Source organism: Pandoraea oxalativorans (genome assembly GCF_000972785.3).
Classification (GTDB): domain Bacteria; phylum Pseudomonadota; class Gammaproteobacteria; order Burkholderiales; family Burkholderiaceae; genus Pandoraea; species Pandoraea oxalativorans.
The window spans coordinates 3,859,847-3,879,550 of the sequence record NZ_CP011253.3 but is presented as its reverse complement, the minus strand read 5'-3'; the positions used below and the strand labels follow the sequence as shown (position 1 = coordinate 3,879,550).

15 protein-coding genes and 1 riboswitch are annotated in these 19,704 nt (G+C 64.5%); of the genes, 4 read left to right on the top strand and 11 right to left on the bottom strand.

From position 1 onward, the window contains the following. Positions 1-194: 194 nt before the first annotated feature. The 4 genes from MB84_RS17045 to xdhA form a co-directional block, all read right to left on the bottom strand. Positions 195-1,235 (bottom strand): adenosine deaminase, encoded by a 1,041-nt coding sequence (locus MB84_RS17045; RefSeq protein ID WP_046292621.1) that lies wholly within the window; start codon positions 1,233-1,235, stop codon positions 195-197. 107 nt (positions 1,236-1,342) lie between these two features. Next, on the bottom strand, positions 1,343-2,422 hold the full coding sequence (xdhC, locus tag MB84_RS17040) for a xanthine dehydrogenase accessory protein XdhC (protein ID WP_046292620.1): 1,080 nt from the start codon (positions 2,420-2,422) through the stop codon (positions 1,343-1,345). Beyond that, positions 2,422-4,761, bottom strand: a complete 2,340-nt coding sequence (gene xdhB / locus MB84_RS17035) for a xanthine dehydrogenase molybdopterin binding subunit (RefSeq protein WP_046292619.1) — start codon at positions 4,759-4,761, stop codon at positions 2,422-2,424. Before xdhB ends, xdhC begins: the two co-directional genes overlap by 1 nt. Positions 4,762-4,773: 12 nt before the next feature. After that, positions 4,774-6,246: a xanthine dehydrogenase small subunit gene (xdhA, locus tag MB84_RS17030; RefSeq protein ID WP_046292618.1), complete on the bottom strand. Its 1,473-nt coding sequence runs from the start codon at positions 6,244-6,246 to the stop codon at positions 4,774-4,776. 228 nt (positions 6,247-6,474) lie between these two features. Between xdhA and MB84_RS17025 the strand changes: the two genes are divergently transcribed. Then, complete coding sequence (locus MB84_RS17025; protein WP_046292617.1) at positions 6,475-7,440, top strand: LysR substrate-binding domain-containing protein; 966 nt, start codon at positions 6,475-6,477, stop codon at positions 7,438-7,440. Between the two features lie 120 nt (positions 7,441-7,560). Here MB84_RS17025 and MB84_RS17020 read toward each other — a convergent pair whose 3' ends face one another. The 4 genes from MB84_RS17020 to MB84_RS17005 form a co-directional block, all read right to left on the bottom strand. Then, positions 7,561-8,073, bottom strand: a complete 513-nt coding sequence (locus MB84_RS17020) for a disulfide bond formation protein B (protein ID WP_046292616.1) — start codon at positions 8,071-8,073, stop codon at positions 7,561-7,563. Between the two features lie 209 nt (positions 8,074-8,282). Further along, positions 8,283-9,659 (bottom strand): amidase, encoded by a 1,377-nt coding sequence (locus tag MB84_RS17015; protein WP_046292615.1) that lies wholly within the window; start codon positions 9,657-9,659, stop codon positions 8,283-8,285. A gap of 2 nt (positions 9,660-9,661) precedes the next feature. Then, a complete protein-coding gene (locus MB84_RS17010; protein WP_046293918.1) occupies positions 9,662-10,321 on the bottom strand; it encodes a GntR family transcriptional regulator in 660 nt (219 codons plus the stop codon). A gap of 74 nt (positions 10,322-10,395) precedes the next feature. Further along, positions 10,396-11,082, bottom strand: coding sequence for a DUF2848 domain-containing protein (locus MB84_RS17005; protein WP_046292614.1), 687 nt, complete (start codon positions 11,080-11,082; stop codon positions 10,396-10,398). Positions 11,083-11,584: 502 nt separating this feature from the next. Between MB84_RS17005 and MB84_RS17000 the strand changes: the two genes are divergently transcribed. Next, entirely contained in the window at positions 11,585-13,372 is a 1,788-nt protein-coding gene (locus tag MB84_RS17000; RefSeq protein WP_046292613.1) for a cation:proton antiporter, read from the top strand. 227 nt (positions 13,373-13,599) lie between these two features. On the opposite strand, the gene MB84_RS16995 is transcribed toward MB84_RS17000, so the two are convergent. The 3 genes from MB84_RS16995 to MB84_RS16985 all read right to left on the bottom strand — a co-directional run bounded on the left by MB84_RS16995 (position 13,600) and on the right by MB84_RS16985 (position 15,857). Beyond that, complete coding sequence (locus MB84_RS16995) at positions 13,600-14,166, bottom strand: PaaI family thioesterase (protein WP_046292612.1); 567 nt, start codon at positions 14,164-14,166, stop codon at positions 13,600-13,602. Positions 14,167-14,368: 202 nt separating this feature from the next. Then, positions 14,369-15,091, bottom strand: coding sequence for a 3,4-dihydroxy-2-butanone-4-phosphate synthase (gene ribB, locus MB84_RS16990; protein WP_084009839.1), 723 nt, complete (start codon positions 15,089-15,091; stop codon positions 14,369-14,371). Between the two features lie 97 nt (positions 15,092-15,188). Beyond that, positions 15,189-15,365, bottom strand: a riboswitch (FMN riboswitch). A 291-nt stretch (positions 15,366-15,656) separates the two neighbouring features. Then, positions 15,657-15,857 carry a heavy-metal-associated domain-containing protein gene (locus MB84_RS16985; protein WP_046292611.1) on the bottom strand — a complete coding sequence of 67 codons (201 nt, stop codon included), beginning with the start codon at positions 15,855-15,857 and terminating at the stop codon, positions 15,657-15,659. A gap of 288 nt (positions 15,858-16,145) precedes the next feature. Between MB84_RS16985 and MB84_RS16980 the strand changes: the two genes are divergently transcribed. Together MB84_RS16980 and MB84_RS16975 are read left to right on the top strand one after the other, a co-directional pair. Then, positions 16,146-18,719 (top strand): heavy metal translocating P-type ATPase, encoded by a 2,574-nt coding sequence (locus MB84_RS16980; protein ID WP_046292610.1) that lies wholly within the window; start codon positions 16,146-16,148, stop codon positions 18,717-18,719. A gap of 173 nt (positions 18,720-18,892) precedes the next feature. Continuing rightward, positions 18,893-19,699 carry an endonuclease/exonuclease/phosphatase family protein gene (locus MB84_RS16975; RefSeq protein WP_065225799.1) on the top strand — a complete coding sequence of 269 codons (807 nt, stop codon included), beginning with the start codon at positions 18,893-18,895 and terminating at the stop codon, positions 19,697-19,699. Positions 19,700-19,704: the final 5 nt, after the last annotated feature.

The following is a 19,704-nucleotide window of genomic DNA, read 5'->3' as shown; positions in this document are numbered from 1 at the left end:
GCACCTTGCGACGTGTATCAGGGCACGCTCGAAAAATAGCATCGGGTCCCGGCGAAAATATTCCTTATGGGGAATGTTCCACATCATCGGGAGGTAATGTGGCGAGGCGGTCACACCTCGATTTACGTCGCGCAGGCATAAAAAAAACGCCCGACTGATTCGGGCGTTTGACGTCAGGCGAAGCACGCGAGCGATCAGGCGGTCTGTGCAGCCCTGAATCGGTCCAGTTCGCCGACCAGGCGGCGCTTCTCGCTGTCGTCGACGAACGAGGCTTCGAAGCTGTTCCTTGCCATCGTGTAAGCGTCTTCCAGGGTCATGTCGAGGGCGTCGAACGTCGCGAGGAAGTTCTCATTGAGATAGCCGCCGAAGTAAGCGGGGTCGTCCGAGTTGATCGTCACTGCCAGCCCGCGTTTGAGCAACTGGTGCAGCGTGTGCTGTCCCATGTGATCGAACACTTTGAGACGCACGTTCGAGAGCGGGCACACCGTCAGCGCGATCTTCTCGCGGGCCAGACGATCGAGCAGCGCTTCGTCTTCGATGGCGCGCACGCCATGATCGACGCGCTCCACGTGCAGCATGTCCAGTGCTTCGTGAATGTACGCGGGCGGGCCTTCCTCGCCAGCGTGCGCCACGATACGCAGCCCGAGCGCACGGCAGCGCTCGAAGACACGCGCGAACTTGTTGGGCGGGTGGCCCTGTTCCGACGAGTCGAGGCCCACACCCACGAGACGATGGCCGTGGCTGTTGAAATACGGCAGCGCCGTTTCCAGCGTTTGCAGGGCGTCTTCTTCGGGCAAGTGGCGCAGGAAGCACAGAATCAGACGGCTCGTGATGCCGTGCTGCGCTTGCGCTTCGGCCAGTGCACGTTCGATGCCGTTCACGACGGTGGCCATCGACACACCGCGCGACGTATGCGTTTGCGGGTCGAAGAAAATTTCCGTGTGACGGATGTTGTCGGCGGCGGCGCGCGTCATGTAGGCGCGCGTCATGTCGTAGAAATCGTCTTCGGTGAGCAGCACACTCGCACCGGCGTAATAGATGTCCAGAAAGGACTGGAGGTCGGTGAATGCGTACGCGTCGCGCAGGGCTTCGACGCTCGGATACGGCAGCTTCACCTGATTTCGCTGCGCGAGCTGGAAGATCAGCTCGGGTTCCAGCGTGCCCTCGATGTGCAGATGCAGCTCCGCCTTGGGCATGGCGCAAAGGGTCTTGGCGAGTTCTGGCGTGAGGGGCATGGTGTGTCTTTGTGAGGGGGGATGGGCGGGATTTTACCGTCGTAGGCGCCTGTCGTGCATTGGCGCGTCGGGCGCTCGCTTCGGTGTCCGGGGAGACGGACGGCGTCTCAGGCAGGCAAGCCGCTGTCCTGCGCGCCGGCCGGTGCACTCTGACGCATCTGTTGCTCGCGCACACGTAGCAGTTGTGCCGTTACCGCAATCGCAATCGTCGCGGGGGCTTTGCCGGAGATGCCTGCCACGCCGATGGGGCAGATCATCTGTTCGAAGCGCTCGGGCGGCACGCCCCGGTCGCGCAGGCGATGCTCGAACTGGCGGCGCTTGGTCATCGACCCGATCAGCCCGAAATAGGCGAAATCGTCACGTTTGAAGATCTCCTCGCACAGACGCTGGTCGAGCGCATGGTTGTGCGTCATGACGAGGAAGAACGCGCCCGGCGGCGCGTCGGTGACGACGGCCTCGGGCGTGTCCGTGGACTCCACGACGGTATTCGGCGGCACTGTCTCGGGGAACGTTTCGGTGCGCTCGTCGGCCCACGTGACGCGGCACGGCAGCGTGGCGAGCACCTGCACGATGGCCTGTCCGACGTGTCCCGCACCAAACAGCACGATGTGAAAGTCGCTCGGCGCGAGACGCTCGCTCAGCCATAGCCAGCCGTCGCTGCCCTGCCAGAAGGAGCAGGCGGCGTCGTCGGCGTCGCGGGTGAGCGTGTGCGGGTGAGCGAGAGGTTCGTCAGCGTCGAGTTCGGTCAGCATGACCGGCCCGCCCTGATGCTGACTGGCAGCGGCGTCTGCGCCGGGCGCACCGAAGGCTACGCTGCGCAGGCTCGCCTCTCCGGCCGCCAGACGCTTGTGCAACGCGCTCACCCAGGCCAGATCGCTCAGTGTGAGCACCTCGAAGGCGAGGGTCACGGCACCGCCGCAACACTGCCCGAGGCTCGGGCCAAGGGCGAAGCGTTCAACGTGACGCGCGCCTTGCTGTCCATACTGACGCAGCAACTGACGGGCGACGTCCATCGCCCGCCATTCAAGATGACCGCCGCCGATGGTCTCCCACACGTGTTCGCGCGTGACGAGCAGGTGGGTGCCCGCTTCGCGCGGTGCAGATCCTTCCACGCGCGCGATCGTCACCAATACGGCGGCTTCACCGCGTACGAGCAGTTTGTGGGCGGCGTCGACCCAGCGATGCATCAGGCGGCGCTCCGCGTGCGCAACTCGGTAATCGCCATGAGCAGCGCTTCGGACGTGGCCGGGGCGTTCAGCACCGGTTCGTCGCGATAGTCGTTCACGCTGGCCACGGCGTCGCGCAACGCGTTGAAGACCGAGAACGGCAGCAGCAGCGGCGGTTCGCCGACCGCTTTGGAGCGGTGGATCGAGTCCATCACGTTGGCGTTCTCGAACAGGTTCACGCGGAAGTCCGTGGGGCAATCGCTGATGGCGGGGATCTTGTACGTGGAGGGGGCGTGCGTCATGAGCTTGCCGTCCTTGTTCCACCACAGTTCTTCCGTCGTCAGCCAGCCCATGCCCTGAATGAACGCACCTTCGACCTGCCCGATGTCGAGCGCCGGGTTGATCGACTTGCCTGCGTCGTGCAGCACGTCGGCGCGCAGCAGACGCCATTCGCCGGTGAGCGTGTCGAGGATGACTTCCGAGACCGCCGCGCCGTACGCGAAGTAGTAGAACGGGTTGCCGTTCATGGTCTTGGCATCCCACGACAGGCCCGGCGTAGCGTAGAAGCCGTCCGACCAGAGTTGCACGCGCGCCCAGTAGGCCGCTTCCACGAGGTCGGGGAAGGGGATGTGATTCCCGTTCGCGCTGACGACATCGTTGGCGAACGTCACTTCTTCGGCTGCGCAGCCGTACTTCTTGGCCGCGAATTCCGCCAGTCGCTGACGGATTTGCCACGCGGCGTTCTGTGCGGCCTTGCCGTTCAGGTCCGCGCCGGTCGAGGCTGCGGTGGCCGACGTGTTCGCGACCTTGGTCGTGTCGGTTGCCGTGACACGCACGTGCGAGAGGTCGACGCCCAACTCGTGCGCCACGACCTGCGCGACCTTGGTGTTCAGACCCTGACCCATCTCCGTGCCGCCGTGGTTCACGAGCATCGAGCCGTCGCGGTAGACGTGCACGAGGGCGCCAGCCTGATTGAAGGCCTGCACGTTGAACGAGATACCGAACTTGAGCGGGGTGAGCGCAAGGCCCTTGCGCAGTACCGGACTCGTACGGTTGAATGCCCGCACGGCGTCGCGCCGCGCACGATAGTCGCTTGTCTGTTCCAGTTCGGCGACCAGTTCGTGGATGATGTTGTGCTTGACGAGTTGCCCGTACGGCGTGGTGTTGCGCTCGGTCTTGCCGTAGAAGTTCACGCGGCGTACGTCGAGGGCGTCGCGGCCCAGACGTCGCGCGATGGCGTCCTGCACCACCTCCATGATGAGCGCGCCTTGCGGGCCGCCGAAGCCCCGGAAGGCGGTGTTCGACTGCGTGTTCGTCTTGCCGCACAGGGCGCGCAGATCGGCATCCGGCACGAAATAGGCGTTATCGAAGTGGCAGATGGCGCGCGTGGCGACCGGGCCGGACAGGTCGGCCGAGAAGCCTGCGCGCAGCGTCATGTCGACCTTCGCGCCGGTGATGCGGCCATCGTCGTCGAAGCCGACGTCGTATTCGAAGTAGAACCCGTGACGCTTGCCCGTCATCATGAAGTCGTCGTCACGATCCAGACGCAGCTTGACGGGCCGCTTCAGACGCGAGGCGCACAGCGCGGCCACGCACGCGAACAGACCCGATTGCGATTCCTTGCCACCGAAGCCGCCGCCCATGCGTCGGCACTCGACGTGCACCTGGTGGCTATGCCAGCCCAGCGCGTGGGAGACGAGCGCCTGCATCTCGCTCGGGTGCTGCGTCGAGCAATAAAGGTGGATGCCGTCGTTTTCCTTGGGGATGGCGTACGAGATCTGACCTTCGAGATAGAACTGTTCCTGCCCGTTGCATTCGAACGTCCCGCTGATGCGATGGGGCGAGGCTCGGAGGGCGGCATCGGCGTCACCACGGCGCAACTGCATCGGCGGGAGTACCCCCGCGCCAGCGGCCTTGGCAGCCTGCGGCGTGAGAATCGCGGGCAGGTCTTCGTACTCGCCCTTGGCGAGACGTGCGGCGCGACGGGCGGCGTCGTGCGATTCGGCGACCACGGCGAACATCGGCTGGCCGATGTACTGGACGACACCGTCCGCGAGGATCGGATCGTCGTGGATGACCGGGCCACAATCGTTCACACCGGGGATGTCGGCGGCGGTGAGCACGGCGACGACGCCCGGCGCGCGGCGCACGGCGTCGAGATCGAGCGAGAGAATGCGGGCGTGCGCCTTGGGCGACGGGCCGAGCGCGCAGTGCAGCGTGCCTTGCAGCTCGGGAATGTCGTCGGTGTAGGTGGCTTCGCCAGCGACGTGAAGCTCGGCCGACTCATGCGGACGCGAGCGGCCAACTTGTGCAGCGGTCTGTGCGGTCTGCGTCATGAAGCCTTCGACTTGCGTGTTCATGGGCGGCTCCGGTTAGACGTTGGCGAACGCGTTGACTTCGTGTGCCGCAAGCGGCGCGTCGTTGCGCGTTTCCAGGAAAAAACGATACAGCAGATTCTGCGCACCGGCCAGTCGGTAAGCGCTCGTCGCGCGCATGTCCGAGAGCGGCTGATAGTCCGTCGGCAGGGCGGCCATCCCAGCGCGTACGGTCGCTTCTGTCCACGGCTGGCCGTTCAGCGCGGCTTCGATGGCGCTGCCGCGCTTGGGCGTCGCTGCCATGCCGCCGAAGGCGATACGGGCCGAGCGCACGATGTCGCCGTCGAGTTCGATCGCGAACGCAGCGCATACGGCGGAGATGTCCTGATCGAAGCGTTTCGCGAGTTTGTACGTGCGAAAACGTTGTGCCGATGCGGGCAGCGGCACGCGAATCCCCTGCACGAACTCGCCCGCTTCGAGGGCGTTCGTCTGATAAGCGAGATAGAAGTCTTCGAGCGGCATTTCACGCACCACGCCTTCGCGGTGCAGCACGATGCGCGTGCCGAGCACGATCAGCGCGGGCATCGAGTCACCGATGGGCGAGCCGTTCGCGACGTTGCCGCCCAGTGTCCCGGCGTTGCGGATCGGGAACGAGGCGAAGCGCTGACGCAGTTCGGCCAGATCCGGGTAGTGGTTGACGAGCGCATCGAACGCATCGTTGAGCAAGGCGCCCGCACCGACATAGATGCCGTTCGGACCCTCGGAGATCTCGCGCAGTTCCGCCAGCTGTCCGATGTAGATCAGATGCTTCAGTTCGCGGAATTGCTTCGTCACCCACAGGCCGACGTCGGTACTGCCCGCGAGAATGCGTGCGTCCGGATAGGCGGCGCGCAGACGGCCCAGTTCGGCGAGCGTGCGCGGTGCGCGGAAGACGTGACCGTCGTGCTCATACGAGAGCGTGTCGCCGCGTTGCAGCGCCTGCAACTGCTCGGCGAGCGCCTTGCGGTCGAACTCGTGACGCGGCAGGTCGTACATCTTCTGGGCGGCGTCTACGATGGGGCGGTAGCCCGTGCAGCGGCACAGGTTGCCCGACAGGACGTCGTCGATCTCGCGGCGGCTCGGGCACCCGGCGTCGACCGGACGGTTCAGATACATCGCCCATAGCGACATCACGAAGCCGGGCGTGCAGAAACCGCACTGCGAGGCATGGCAATCCACCAGCGCCTGCTGCACCGGATGCAGCGTGCCGTCGGCGTGGCGCAGGTCTTCGACCGTGAAGAGGGCTTTGCCGTCGAGCGTGGGCAGGAACTGGATGCAGGCGTTGACCGCGCGCAGCGCCACATTGCCATCGTTGGCCAACTCGCCGATCACGACCGTGCAAGCGCCGCAATCGCCCTCGGCACAGCCTTCTTTGGTGCCGGTGCAGTGCAGGTCTTCGCGCGTGTACTGAAGCACGGTGCGGGTCGTGGCTTCGCCAGTGACCTCGTGCACCTTGCCGCGGTAAAAGAAGCGGATGGCTTGTGTCTCCATGATTCTCATGTGTAGTGCAGTGCAATTGTGGGCGCGCCGGCGTTGCTGCATTGGTCTTTTTAAGGGCCAGCGTGGGGATGAGCCGAAGATAGCACTCGCGGCACAGGGAAATATTTCGCCGCCATGATGATGGCTATTCGGACGCCCCGATGACCCGGCATTGTCATAAACTACGGCTCAACCCGCCGTTTTCCGGTCTTCAACACGCCTTCAGCGCGCCCCCCGCACATGCAAAGACCCCGCGAACAGATCGACGCCTACCTGCTGCGGGTACTCTATACGCTGCTCACAGAACAAAGCGTGTCGCGCGCCGCGCTCAAGCTCGGCCAGTCGCAGCCGGCCATCAGCAACTCGCTGCGACGGCTGCGCGAGATCACGGGCGACGCCATTCTGGTGCGCGGCAAGAGCGGCATGGTCGCCACCGAGCGCGGTCGGGAACTGCTGGGCTACGCCACCGACGCGCTCGCCGCCATCGAACGGATTACGCACCCGAGCACCGAGTTCGCGCCGCAGACCACCACGCGGGCGTTCCGGCTCGGTGCGCCAGACTATCTCGACGCCGTTTTCCTGCCCAACATCGCCGAAGTGTTGCGCCGCGACTCACCGTCGGCCCGTCTGCACGTGCAACCCATCAATGCCGGTTTCGACTACGCGAGCGCACTGGAAAACGGTTCGCTCGACGTGGTGATCGGCAACTGGCTGGAACCGCCGCCGCAGTTGCATATGTCGCGTCTGTTCGACGACGAGGTGGTCTGCATGCTCGGCGCGCAGCATCCGCTGGCCAACAAGGGCATCTCGCTCAAGCATTACCTGGAATTGCCACACCTCGCGCCGATGCCGTATGTGGCCGAGCGTCAGAGCTTCATCGACGGTTTTCTGGCCGAGCAGGGCCTGCGTCGCAATATTCAGATGACGATGCCGTACTTCGGACTTGTCCCGTACGTGCTGATGCGCACCGATCTGGTGTTTACGACGGGGCGTCAGTTTGCGCAGCATTACGCGCGCTATCTGCCGATCCGCGTGGTGCCGTCGCCGATCGACTTCCCGCCAATGCGCTTCTATCAGCTGTGGCACGAGCGCACGCACGCCGCGCCCGAGGTGACCTGGCTGCGGCGGCGGATCGCGGAAGTGGCCACCGAACTCGACGCCGCCAGCGGCGCAGCGGAGCGGACCCCGGCGCTGGTGAGGCCCTGACGTTCGGACCGTTCGGATCGTTCGGACCGTTCGGGCGGCTCGACCGTCCGCCGAAAAGCCAACGGCCGTCGCCCTGAGGGGCAGACGGCCGTTGTGCGTTTGGGCGGGACGCAGCGCGCGTTAGCGCAGCGAGATGGCGCGGCGCGGACGATGCAGCGCCAGAGCGAGGAAGATCACGACGAATGCCGCGAGCGACCATATCGGCAGCGTCAGCCCGAGGATCGGGGGGTACATCGTCTGGCACATGCCCTGCACCTGGAAGACTTGCGGCAACAGGCGCGAGGTCGGAAGCGCGTCCACAAACGCTTCGACGACGTCGTAGCCGCAGCTCACCATCGGATTGGCCTGCACGTAGATGAGATACGCAGACGCGGCCATCCCGCCAATCGCCGAGAGCGCCGCGAGCACGCGTGCCACCTTGATGCCTGCCCAGCCGCGCGAGACCGCGCCGACCAGACCGAAGATCGCGATCAGCACCAGCGCGTAGCGCGCCAGAATGCACAGCGGGCACGGGTCTTCGTGAAGCACGTACTGGAAGTACAGCGCGCCGCCCAGCAGGGCGAGGCAAACCACGGTGAGCAAGAGATACAGCAGACGTTCGCGGCGAAAAGCCGGGTCGAGTTGAGCGTTCATTTCACTTCAGGCGGTAGGCCATCACGAATCCCACGAATCCCGCTATTCCCCGCATCACGCCGGGTGGCAGGCACTTGGGCTGGGATTGTAACCCCAGCCCGATTCGCATGTGAGATGAAAAATTGCGGGATTTTTCGGAACTTTTCACCGAGAAATCGGACGTTTGCGCGCATTTCTGTCCGAAATCGCCCGCCAGTTGAGGATTGCGCTCAGCGGGACGGGCGCAGGGCCTGTTCGATGGCGCGGGCGACCGGGAACAGGCGCGCGTCGTCGGCTGTGGCGCCGCTGACCATCAGGCCTATGGGGGCTTCGCCCTGACCCTGGCACGGCAGGGAGAAGGCGCAGCCGTCGATCATGTTGATGGCCGTCGGATTGCGCAGCACAAGGGCGTTGGTGGCGGTGAAGGTTTCATCGCTGGCTTCGAGCGGTGCGATGGCCGGCGGCGTGAGCGGCACGGTCGGGCACAGCACGGCGTCGAAGCTTTGCCACACGGGATTCGCCGCCGCGACGAGTGCGGCGCGGGCGTTGATCAGATCGATGTAGTCGGCTGCGCCTGCCGGTTCGCCGCGACGAATGCGCACCAGCACGCGCGGGTCGTAGCCGTGCGCACGCTCGGCCAGCAGCTTGCGATGCCATGCGTAGGCCTCGATGGGCGAGAAGCCGAAACGATTGATGGCGGGCAGGGTGTCGAACGGTGCGAATTTGAACTCGACGAGCGTTGCCCCCGCCTTGGCGAGCGTATCGAGTGCGCGCTCGTAAATGGCGAGCGCGACGGGTTCTGCGCCGTCGAGCACGAAATTCGTCAAGACGCCGAAGCGCATGCCGCGCAGGTCGCGCGGCGCAGCCGGTGTTTCGTTGGGGATGTTGTCCGACAGAATCGCATCGACCCACGCGCAGCAATCGACCGAGCGGCCGATGGGGCCGATGGAGTCGAGCGTGGTCGAGAGCGGCAGCGCGCCGTCGCGCGGCGTACGCGATGCCGTCGGCTTGAAGCCCGTCAGACCACAGAATGCGGCCGGAATACGGATCGAACCGCCGGTATCCGTGCCGAGGCCGACGGCGGCCATGCCATCGGCCACCGAAGCGGCCGCGCCCGAGGACGATCCACCGGCGATGTGGCCGACCTCACGCTGCCACGGCGAGCGTGGCGTGCCGTAATGCGGATTCAGGCCGAGACCGGAGAAGGCGAATTCGGTCATGTTGGTGCGACCGACGATCACGGCACCTGCCCGGCGCAGACGCGCGACGGCCAGTGCGTCGTGCGTGGCGGGGGCGGCGTCCGCGAGCACCGTGGAGCCTGCACGCGTGACCTGACCCGCCACATCGAACAGGTCCTTCACCGAGACGGGAATGCCCATCAGCGGCGACAAACGGACACCGGCGCGACGCAGGGCGTCGAGGCCGTCGGCGGCGTCGCGGGCGGCTTGTGCGTCGACCTGCGTGAAGACGACACTGCCCTGACCGGCCGGATCGGCGATGCGGGCGAGCGCCTGCTCGGTGAGGGCCCGGCTAGTGGTGCGGCCAGCGTCGAGCGCGGCGGCGAGGTCGGACAGGGGACGTTGCAGATCGATGGCGTCGTGGCTCATGTTCAGATCGCTTTCAGAATATGGGTGCGGAATTCTTCGATGTGACGGGCAATCGCCCGTCGGGCGCGTTCGCCGTCGTGGGCGGCCAGCGCTTCAAACAGTTCGAGGTGTTCTTCGTAGACGCCTTCCAGATGGCTGGGCGTCGACAAGGCGAGAAACCAGAAGCGCAGCGAGCGCTCGTGCAGACCGCGCAGCAGCTCGGCAAGCGTCTGGTTGCGCGAGGCGCGCGAGATCGCCAGATGGAACTCGCGGTCGATGCGCATCATGGCGGCGACGTCGCGTGCCGCAATGGCCTCACGCGAGCGCGCCAAAACAGCCTCGATGGCGGCGAGATCCTCCGGCGTTGCCGCGCGGGCGGCCAGCTCGACGCAGTACGTCTCGTTGACCATGCGCACGTCGATGATTTCGAGTGCGTCGTTCAGCGAGACGGGCGCGACCATAGCCCCCTTGCGCGGCAGGATGACCAACAACCCTTCGAGTGCCAGACGATGCATCGCCTGATGCACAGGTGTGCGTCCCAGTCCCGTCGACTGCATCAATTGCGCTTCGTTGAGCGTTTCGCCGGGGCGTAGACGCAATGTGATGATGTCGTGCTTGATGGCTTCGTAGGCGCGCTCGGTCAGGCTGCGGCCGTCGTGAGGCGCAGACGGTTCGGGCGGCATGCGGTGGGCGTCGCCCGCGACTTCCGTCTGGCGGGGCTCGAAAAGTGTCTCGTTGGGCATCGGATTGGGGGCAGTCAGTCGGCAATCGCCAGCGCCTGCGTGGCGTAGCGGTGCCGGATCGTGCGGCCGAGGACAGGGTCGTGCAGTTCGATCTCGAACTGCTCGCCGCCAACCACGCCGCCAATGGCAGCGAGTGTGCCACAGAACATTGCCGCGCCTGCGGGCAAGCCGTCCGGCCCGAGTTTGGCCATCAGTTCCTGCGGCGAGAGCAGACCTGCGACCGTGCCTTCCTGATAAAGACGCCGCTCGCCCTCACGCGTCACCCATGAGCGCAGTCCCAATCGATCCCAATGCGCCGCGACATCGGCAAAACGCCATGCCTCGCGTGCCACGGGCTTGGCACAGACTTGCTTGGAGACGGTGACGCCGTAGGCTTCGACCTCGCGGTCGGTATGGTCCGAGCCGACGCTTACGAACAGTTCGTCGCCGTGACGGACCAGCACGCATTCGGCTTCGCCGCTGCTCGTCTCGCCGACGACGTCGATTGCGTCGCCCTGAGCGAGCAGGGCGGGGGCGAGGCGATAGAAGCAGGGGGTCGTCGACGGACGGCGCACGCCCAGCGCCGCCAGTTCGGCGATGTGGTGCTCGAGCGCGTGCCGGTCGCGTCCGGCCCATCCGGCAATGATCAGGGTGTCGACATTGACGTCGAGACGAAGGGCAGCGCCGTCACCGGCCACCGTGAAAGACAAACAGGAACTCATACGTCGACCACTCCAGGGAATCACACAGTGAAATTCAATTGATATTTGTGTGATATTTCACAAGGAGGTGAGACAAAAATCAAGAAAAAAAATTTCGTGCGAGGGAGCAAAAACGGGAATTTTTTATGAAAACCCCCGTCAATCTTGGGTTGCGCGCGTGTCAGGCCATCGCGTATATTGATTCGGCGCCCGTTTTGGGCCGAATGTTCGTTGGCTTTTCCGTTCCGGTGTCCGAACCGGAGCCCCTCGAGACGAGAGGGCGTCGGCAACGGGGTCGGCGGCGGGTCCGTCCGGACTCGCAGTGAATCGGGCGAACGAACGCAACGTCTATCAAGTCGGCAGGCAAGCAGCTCATACGCTGCTCACGGCCGAGTTCCCACCTTCATCAAGCATCACGTCTCGTGTTGTCGCTGCGTCTCCCGGGGGGGGGACGCGGCGCGTCACCGGCGTGGAGTCAAGAACATCAACATCGGCGCAACGCGCTGCGGGGAGAACGTATCGGATGCATCACGCCATCGACTTCATTCAGGATCTGGCCGTCATCATGCTGCTGGCAGGCATCGTGACGGTCATCTTCAACCGGTTCCGGCAGCCCGTCGTGCTCGGCTACATCGTGGCGGGCGTGATCATCGGGCCGTACACGCCGCCGTTCGCGCTGATACATGACGAGAAGACCATCGGGATCCTTGCCGAACTCGGTGTCGTGTTCCTGATGTTCTCGCTGGGTCTGGAGTTCAGCCTGCGCAAGCTCGCCCGGGTGGGCGTGACGGCGTTCGTGGCGGCGATTACCGAGATCGTGCTGATGCTGTGGATCGGCTACGAGATCGGTCGTTTCTTCGGCTGGAAGGCGATGGATTCGATCTTCCTCGGTGCGATGCTTGCCGTCTCGTCGACGACCATCATCGTCAAGGCGCTCGACGAACTCGGCATGAAGCGCGAGCGTTTTGCGCAGTTGATCTTCGGCGTGCTTATCGTGGAAGACGTGCTGGCCATCGGCATGATCGCGTTGCTCTCGGGCATCGCCATCAGCGGTCAGGTCGATGCGGGCGAAGCGACCTTCACGCTGGGCAAACTGCTGCTGTTCATGGTCGTGTCGCTGGTGGTGGGCATTCTGCTCGTGCCGCGCATCCTCGGCTATGTGGCGAAATTCAAGAGCGACGAAATGCTGCTGGTCGTGGTGCTGGGCCTGTGCTTCGGCTTCTGCCTGCTCGTGATTCAGATGGGCTACAGTGTGGCGCTCGGCGCGTTCCTGATCGGTGCGATCATGGCCGAAGCGCGGGAGTTGCACACCATCGAACGGCTGGTTGCGCCGTTGCGGGACATGTTCAGTGCGGTGTTCTTCGTGACCATCGGCCTGCTGCTCGACCCGCACGTGCTGGTCACGTACGTCTGGCCGATTCTGGTGATCACGGTGGCGGTGGTGGTCGGCAAGATCGTGTCGTGCGGGCTGGGCTCGTACCTCTCAGGGCAGGACGGTCGCACGTCGATGCGCGTGGGCATGGGCCTGTCGCAGATCGGTGAATTCTCGTTCATCATCGCGTCGCTCGGCCTGTCGCTGAAGGTGACCAGCGACTTCCTGTATCCCATTGCAGTGGCCGTCTCGGTCATCACCACACTGCTCACGCCGTATCTGATCAAGAGCGCCGACCCGTTCACCGGCTGGCTGGGCCGCGTGATGCCCGGGCGTCTGTCCTATGTGCTCGGGCAGTACACGCAGTGGCTGCAAAGCATTCAACTGACGGGCGACAGCGCGGCGATCGTGACCATCGTGCGTCGTATCGTGGTGAGCGTGGCGATCAATCTGGCGCTCGTCGTGACGATCTTCCTCGGTGGCGCGTTCTTCTATCGCCGTCTTGCCGATCTGATGAAGCCGTGGGTCTCGGACCCGAGTCTGCAAAGTGCGGTGGTCTGGGGCGGGGCGCTGGTGCTCTCGCTGCCGTTCCTGATTGCGGTGTACCGCAAGCTCAAGTCGCTGTCGTTGCTGCTCGTGGAGTTGTCGATCCCGCCGAGTCTCACGGGGCGCTACACCTTCGAGGTGCGTCGCGTGGTTGCGGAGATTCTGCCGATTGCCGCGATGGTGGGCGTCATTCTGCTGGTGGCGGCGCTCTCGGCGAGCATCCTGCCGTCGACCGAAATGATCGTGCTGATCGTGGCGGGCACGCTGGTGCTCGCGGTCATTATGCGTAGCTGGTTCGTGCGTATGCACGCCAAGCTTCAGATCGCGCTCAAAGAGACGCTCGAACATCAGCCCGATGGCGAGCATGGTGGCGGGGGATCGCCGTCACACTGATGCACTGAGGGATGCGTGACGGGTGATCACGCGACGAAGTCAAGAAGCCCGCCGGTGAAGCGACCCCCAAGAGTTGGCCATAAATCCAACGTTTGGGGGTTTTTTCATGACGAAGTACAACGAGGCCTTCAAGCGCCGAGTGGTGCTGGAATATATCGACGGGCTTTTTCTTCAGGGCGATGCCTGACGCATGCCTGCTTTTTACGCCTGGTTTTTCCGCCTGCCTCTTATGCCTTCTTCGGCGGGAAATCGAAGATCAGGCAGGTCGTCGTGGCGTGCGCGTAGAGCGTGCCGTCCGGCCCGACGATGCGGCCTTCCGCAATCCCGACCTGACGACCCGCCTGAATGACCTTGCCTTCGGCGCGCACGACAGGCACGTCGCGCGTGAGGGCGCGGACCATGTTCGTCTTGAGTTCCAGCGTGGTGTAGCTGCGTCCGGCGGGTAGCGTCGAATGGATCGCGCAGGCAACGGCCGAGTCGAGCAGCGTAGCAAACCAACCGCCGTGGATGGAGCCGAGCGGGTTGTAATAGGGCAGCGCCGGACGTCCCTGAAACACAGCGCGGCCATTGGCGACTTCCACGGCAATGAAACCCAGCGTCTCGCTGATCGGCGGCATCGGCAGCTTACCGTCGAACATCGCGTCGAAGATTTCCTGGCCGGTCAGGCCGATCACGTCGGATGGCGTCGCGACGCCATAACGCGCCGGACCATTGCGCGTGATGCGCTCGCGCACGGCGGCTTCGTCGGCTTCCCATTGCGCCAGAACGGCGGCGGCTTCCGGTTTAGTGCTCATGACGTCTTCCTCGTAACTTTTATGATGCTAGGCAATCGGCTTGTCAGCGATTATAGAAGTCGCTGCGTCCGGATGTGCGTTTCGCGTTAGAGGGAAGCGTCGACCGATAAGTGACGAGGATGCCGGTGGTCCGACGGAAGTGACGCGGCAACGGCGGGGTGTGCCATTGCCGCAGGGGCCGTCGCCAGCGGACGGCGTACGCTCAGGCGGCTTGCGCGTGGCTGAGGCGGTAGGTGGCCAGCTCGTCGATGGTCAGAATCGGCAGATCGTGCTGCTTGGCGAAGCGCTCGATATCGGCGCCACGGGTCATCGTCCCGTCCGGATTCATCAGTTCGCACAGCACGGCTGCCGGTTTCAAGCCAGCGAGGATCGCCAGATCGACAGAGCCTTCCGTGTGACCGCGACGCGTGAGCACACCGCCCGGCTGCGCGCGCAGCGGGAACACGTGGCCGGGGCGGGAGAGGTCGGAGGGCTGTGCGTCGTCGGCGATGGCTGCGCGGATCGTGGTGACGCGGTCGGCAGCGGAAACGCCGGTACTCACGCCCTGACGCGCTTCGATCGTCACCGTAAAGGCGGTGCCGTAACGGCTCTGGTTCTGCTCGACCATGGGCGGCAGATCGAGACGGCGCAGCGTCTCGTCGGGCAGACACAGGCAGACGATGCCGCTGCATTCGCGAATCAGCATGGCCATCGTGGCGGGCGTGATTTTCTCGGCGGCGACGATCAGATCGGCTTCGTTCTCGCGGTCCAGATCGTCCATCAGAATGACGGGACGGCCTTCGCGCATGGCGTCGAGCGCAGCGCGCAGACGGACTTCCACCGGCGGCAGGTCGACGAATGCCGGGTAGGCATGCAGGTCGTCGGTCGAGGCGGTGGAGGGGGTGTCGTGCGAAACAGCTTGGGTATTGCGGGTACTGGTGGACATGAAACGCTCCTCGCGTAAGTCAATCGGGCGAAAAACGTTTTCGGGGCATGCGAACGGACGTCGCCATGGGACGGCATCCCATAGCACGCGGGTATCGACGCATCTTCTCTCATCCGGACTATGACCGTCGGCTCTGGCTTCGCACCAGATCTGCTGACCCTGCCGATGTCGCGAAAGCGACGGTGACAAGCGCTCGCGGGCTCATGACGACGCAGCGAACTGCGTGGCGTCACATACCGCCGGTGGGGACTCTCACCCCGCCCTGAAGACGTGTATGCCGTACGAACGTTGCGTTGCATCGCGTGGTAGTTACGCATTGCGCGGCGTCATTACGTATGCGGCGAGACAGAGCGTAGCACAGGGTGGGAGAAGTCTGCAGGCAAGGCCGCGCCGGGCGCGTGGGATTGCACATCGGCCACAAGAAGCGAAGTGCCTCTTGTGGCCGTGCTTGATGCGGGCTGATGGTGTCGGCTGAGTGCGTCGGCCGGGTCCGTCGGCCGGGTCCGTCCGCTGTCCGTCGAACGAAGTTCGGGCCAACCGGGGGCGCGGGTCAGCCGTCATTCAATCAGACGCTGGTGCCTTTGACGGTGTAACCGGCGTCGGTAATGGCCGCGCTGACTTCTGCGGGCGACAGGTCGCTTTGAACGTCTACGCGGCCAGCGCCCAGATCGACGTTGACCTTCGCGTCGGCATCCAGCTCGGTGATCGCACGCGTGACGGCTTTGACGCAATGGCCGCAGCTCATACCTTCGACTTGGACTTGCATGTTGCTCTCCTTGAAAGACGATTCAGTTGACGGTGACACTGATCAGGTGAATGGATGATAGACCTTCCCATAGAGGTAAGCTCAAGCGCTTTTTTCAGACGAATCGCCTATCGGGTCGGACGTCCCCCAAACATGGCCGGTTCCGGTGGCGCTATCGTTGAAGTGTGACGGGGGGGGCATGCTGTTTCCGCCGGAAAGCGTGACAAGTTGCCGCACAGCGCTTGACCTTCCTGTCATGGCAAGGTCTATGCTGTGACGCATGATGACAGTCCTCCTGGAGGCCTATAAATGACTCAGAACTGGTCGGTTGGTATTGAAGGCATGACCTGCGCATCGTGCGTGACGCGGGTGGAGAAGGCCTTGCGGCGCACGCCCGGTGTGGCAAGCGCCAATGTGAACCTTGCGACCGAGACGGCTGCGGTGGAGGCGGCGGCAGACGTCGCGCCGGCCGCGCTACTGGGGGCGGTTGAAGCCGCCGTGAGCGACGCCGGGTATCAGGTTGCGGAGCTATCGTTCGAACTGGCCATCGGCGGCATGACCTGCGCTTCGTGCGCGGGGCGCGTGGAAAAGGCGTTGCGCAATGTGCCGGGCGTGGTCGAAGCGAACGTGAATCTGGCGACCGAGCGCGCGGCGGTGCGTGGCGTGCGTGGGGTGGTCGATGTTGCGATGCTGAGTGCTGCGGCCGAGAAGGCGGGGTACGAGGCATCGGTTGTCACCGACCCGGCGCAAGCGGCATCGACGCAGACCGGTCCGGCATGGTGGCCGGTGGCGGTTGCCGCAGTGCTGTCGTTGCCGTTGTTGCTGCCGATGCTTGTCGAGCCGTTCGGCGTGCATCTGATGCCGCCGCCGTGGGCGCAGTGGCTACTCGCGACCCCGGTGCAGTTCTGGTTAGGCGCGCGCTTCTACCGGGCAGGTTACAAGGCGGTGCGTGCCGGTAGTGGCAATATGGACTTGCTGGTGGCGTTGGGCACGTCGGCGGCCTACGGCCTTAGCTTGTACGAGTGGTGGCGTGCACCGGCGGGCAGCATGCCGCATTTGTATTTCGAAGCGGCGGCGGTGGTGATCACGCTGGTGCTGCTGGGCAAGTGGCTCGAAGCGCGGGCAAAGCGGCGGACCGTGGAAGCGATTCGGGCGTTGGCGGCGCTGCGTCCGGAGACGGCGCGTGTCGTGCGTGACCCGCACGGCGCAGCAAGCGAAATCTCGGTGCCGCTGTCACAGGTGAAGGTGGGCGACTGGGTTGTGGTGCGCGCCGGTGAGCGTGTGCCGGTCGACGGTGTGATCCGCGATGGCGCGAGCCAGCTCGACGAATCGTTGCTGACCGGGGAGCCGTTGCCGATCGACAAGGCCGACGGCGACGAGGTCGTCGGCGGTTCGATCAACGGTGCAGGCACTTTGCGTGTGGAAACCACGGCGGTGGGGGCCGATACGGCGTTGGCCCGCATCATTCGTATGGTCGAGGACGCGCAGGCGGGCAAAGCGCCGATCCAGCGCGCCGTGGATCGTGTGGCGGCGGTTTTCGTTCCGGTGGTCGTGGTGATTGCCGTTGTGACGGTGATCGCGGGTTGGGCGCTGGGCCTCGGTCTTGAGGCCTCGCTGCTTAATGCTGTCGCGGTACTGGTCATCGCCTGTCCATGTGCATTGGGGCTGGCCACGCCGGCGGCGATCATGGTCGGTACCGGGGCGGCCGCGCGACAAGGCATCCTGATCAAAGACGCCGAGGCGCTGGAACTGGCGCACCGGATCAACGTCGTGGCGTTCGACAAGACGGGGACGTTGACGCAAGGCAAGCCGCGTCTCGTCGCGCATTTGCCAGTGGAAGGCACAAGCGCCGACACGCTGCTGCGGTGGTCCGCTGCGGTGCAGTCGGGAAGTTCTCACCCGTTGGCCAAGGCCGTGACGACGGCGGCCGAAGAGGCCGGGCTGGCTTCGGTGGTACCGGTCGCCTCCGACATTGCCGCATTGCCGGGACGCGGTATGCGGGCCGACATTCAGGAAGTGCAAGGCGCGGGTGTTCCGGGCGATTCGATGAGCGGTCGTCACACGCTCCAGTTGGGCAATGCGCGATTGCTCGACGAACTCGGAATCTCGCAGGGCGCGCTGGCGTCGGAAGCCGTGCGGTTGGCGGGCGAGGGACGGACTGTCTCGTGGCTGGTTGAGACGGGGAGTGATGGCTCGGGTGAAGTCGCGGGCGATGTTGCGCACGCGCGTGTTCGCGGCGCTCGCCTGCTCGGTCTGCTCGCGTTCGGCGATACGCTCAAGGCAACGGCCCGTCCTGCCGTCGACCGCCTGCACGCGCTGGGTGTGCGCTGTGTGATGGTGACGGGCGATAACGCAGGGAGCGCGAAGGCGGTCGCCAACGCGCTGGGGCTCGACGAGGTGCATGCCGATGTTCTGCCGGAACACAAGGCGGAGGTCATCGCGCAACTCAAACGCGATGGCGCGGTCGTAGCCATGGTCGGCGACGGGATCAACGACGCACCGGCCCTGGCTGCCGCCGACGTTGGCATTGCCATGGGCTCGGGCACGGACGTGGCGATGCAGACGGCGGGCATCACGCTGATGCGTGGCGACCCGCAGCGGGTCGCCGACGCCATCGATGTGTCCCGCCGCACGTGGTCGAAAATCCGGCAGAACCTGTTCTGGGCGTTTGCGTACAACGTTGTGGGGATTCCGCTCGCGGCGTTTGGCATGCTCAGTCCCGTGATTGCCGGGGCGGCGATGGCGCTCAGTAGCGTCAGTGTCGTCAGTAATGCGCTGTTGTTGCGCCGCTGGCGTCCTGCCGATCAGGGGGTGACACCCATGTCGGCAGGCAGCACCGGAAAGTCGGATGCCGTTGGTGAGGCCCGCCGGGCGGGCGTCTGAGAGGGTTCCCACGGGCATAAGGTGAACGGCGCATAATGAAACGATCGGGGGCGACGTACTGGAAGCAACCTTCCGATGCGTCGCCCGGATTTCACCTGACTTGAAATTCGCCGAAAGCGACATCATCTAGGTGATATCGTCTGTCTTCTGGCACGGAGTCAATGCTGCCGCCTATGAATAGTCTGCATATTGCGAGTTACAACATCCACAAGGGCTTTTCCGCGTTCAACCGCTTGCGCGTCCACGAACTGCGCGCGGGGCTGGAGGGGCTCGCACCGGATCTCGTCTTCCTGCAGGAAGTGCAGGGCATGCATCAGCGACACGCGGTGCGCCACACCAACTGGCCGGTACAGCCTCAACACGAGTTTCTGGCAGGCGCGATGTGGCGCGATCATGCTTACGGACGCAATGTGGTCTATGAGCATGGGCACCACGGCAATGCGATTTTGAGTCGTTATCCGATCGTCAAATCGGACAATCACGACATCACGACCTATAGTTTCGAGAAGCGGGGCATGCTTCATTGCGAAATCGCCGTGCCGGGGCTGCCTCAGCCGCTGCACTGTCTCTGCGTGCATTTGTCGCTCGCAGGGCAGGGGCGTCGGCGTCAGTTCGAAATGTTGACGGAGCGGGTGGCCGATGCCATTCCTGCGGATGCGCCGCTGATCATCGCGGGCGATTTCAACGACTGGAGCAATCAGGCGGACCGTTTGCTGGCCGACAAGCTGGCGTTGACGGAGGTGTTTCAAAACAGTGCCGGACGTCCGGCACGCAGTTTTCCGAGTGGATTGCCGCTGTTGCGACTTGACCGCATTTACGCACGCGGCTTTCATATCGAAGGGGCGCAAGTCTTGCACGGGCGCCCCTGGTCACGGATTTCCGATCATGCGCCGATCAGTGCCCGACTCGTGCCGTCGGATACCGAAAAGGACATGAACGGTTTCTCTCTCCCGTCGTTCAACCCTCGTTCCCCCCAGTGAGGTAG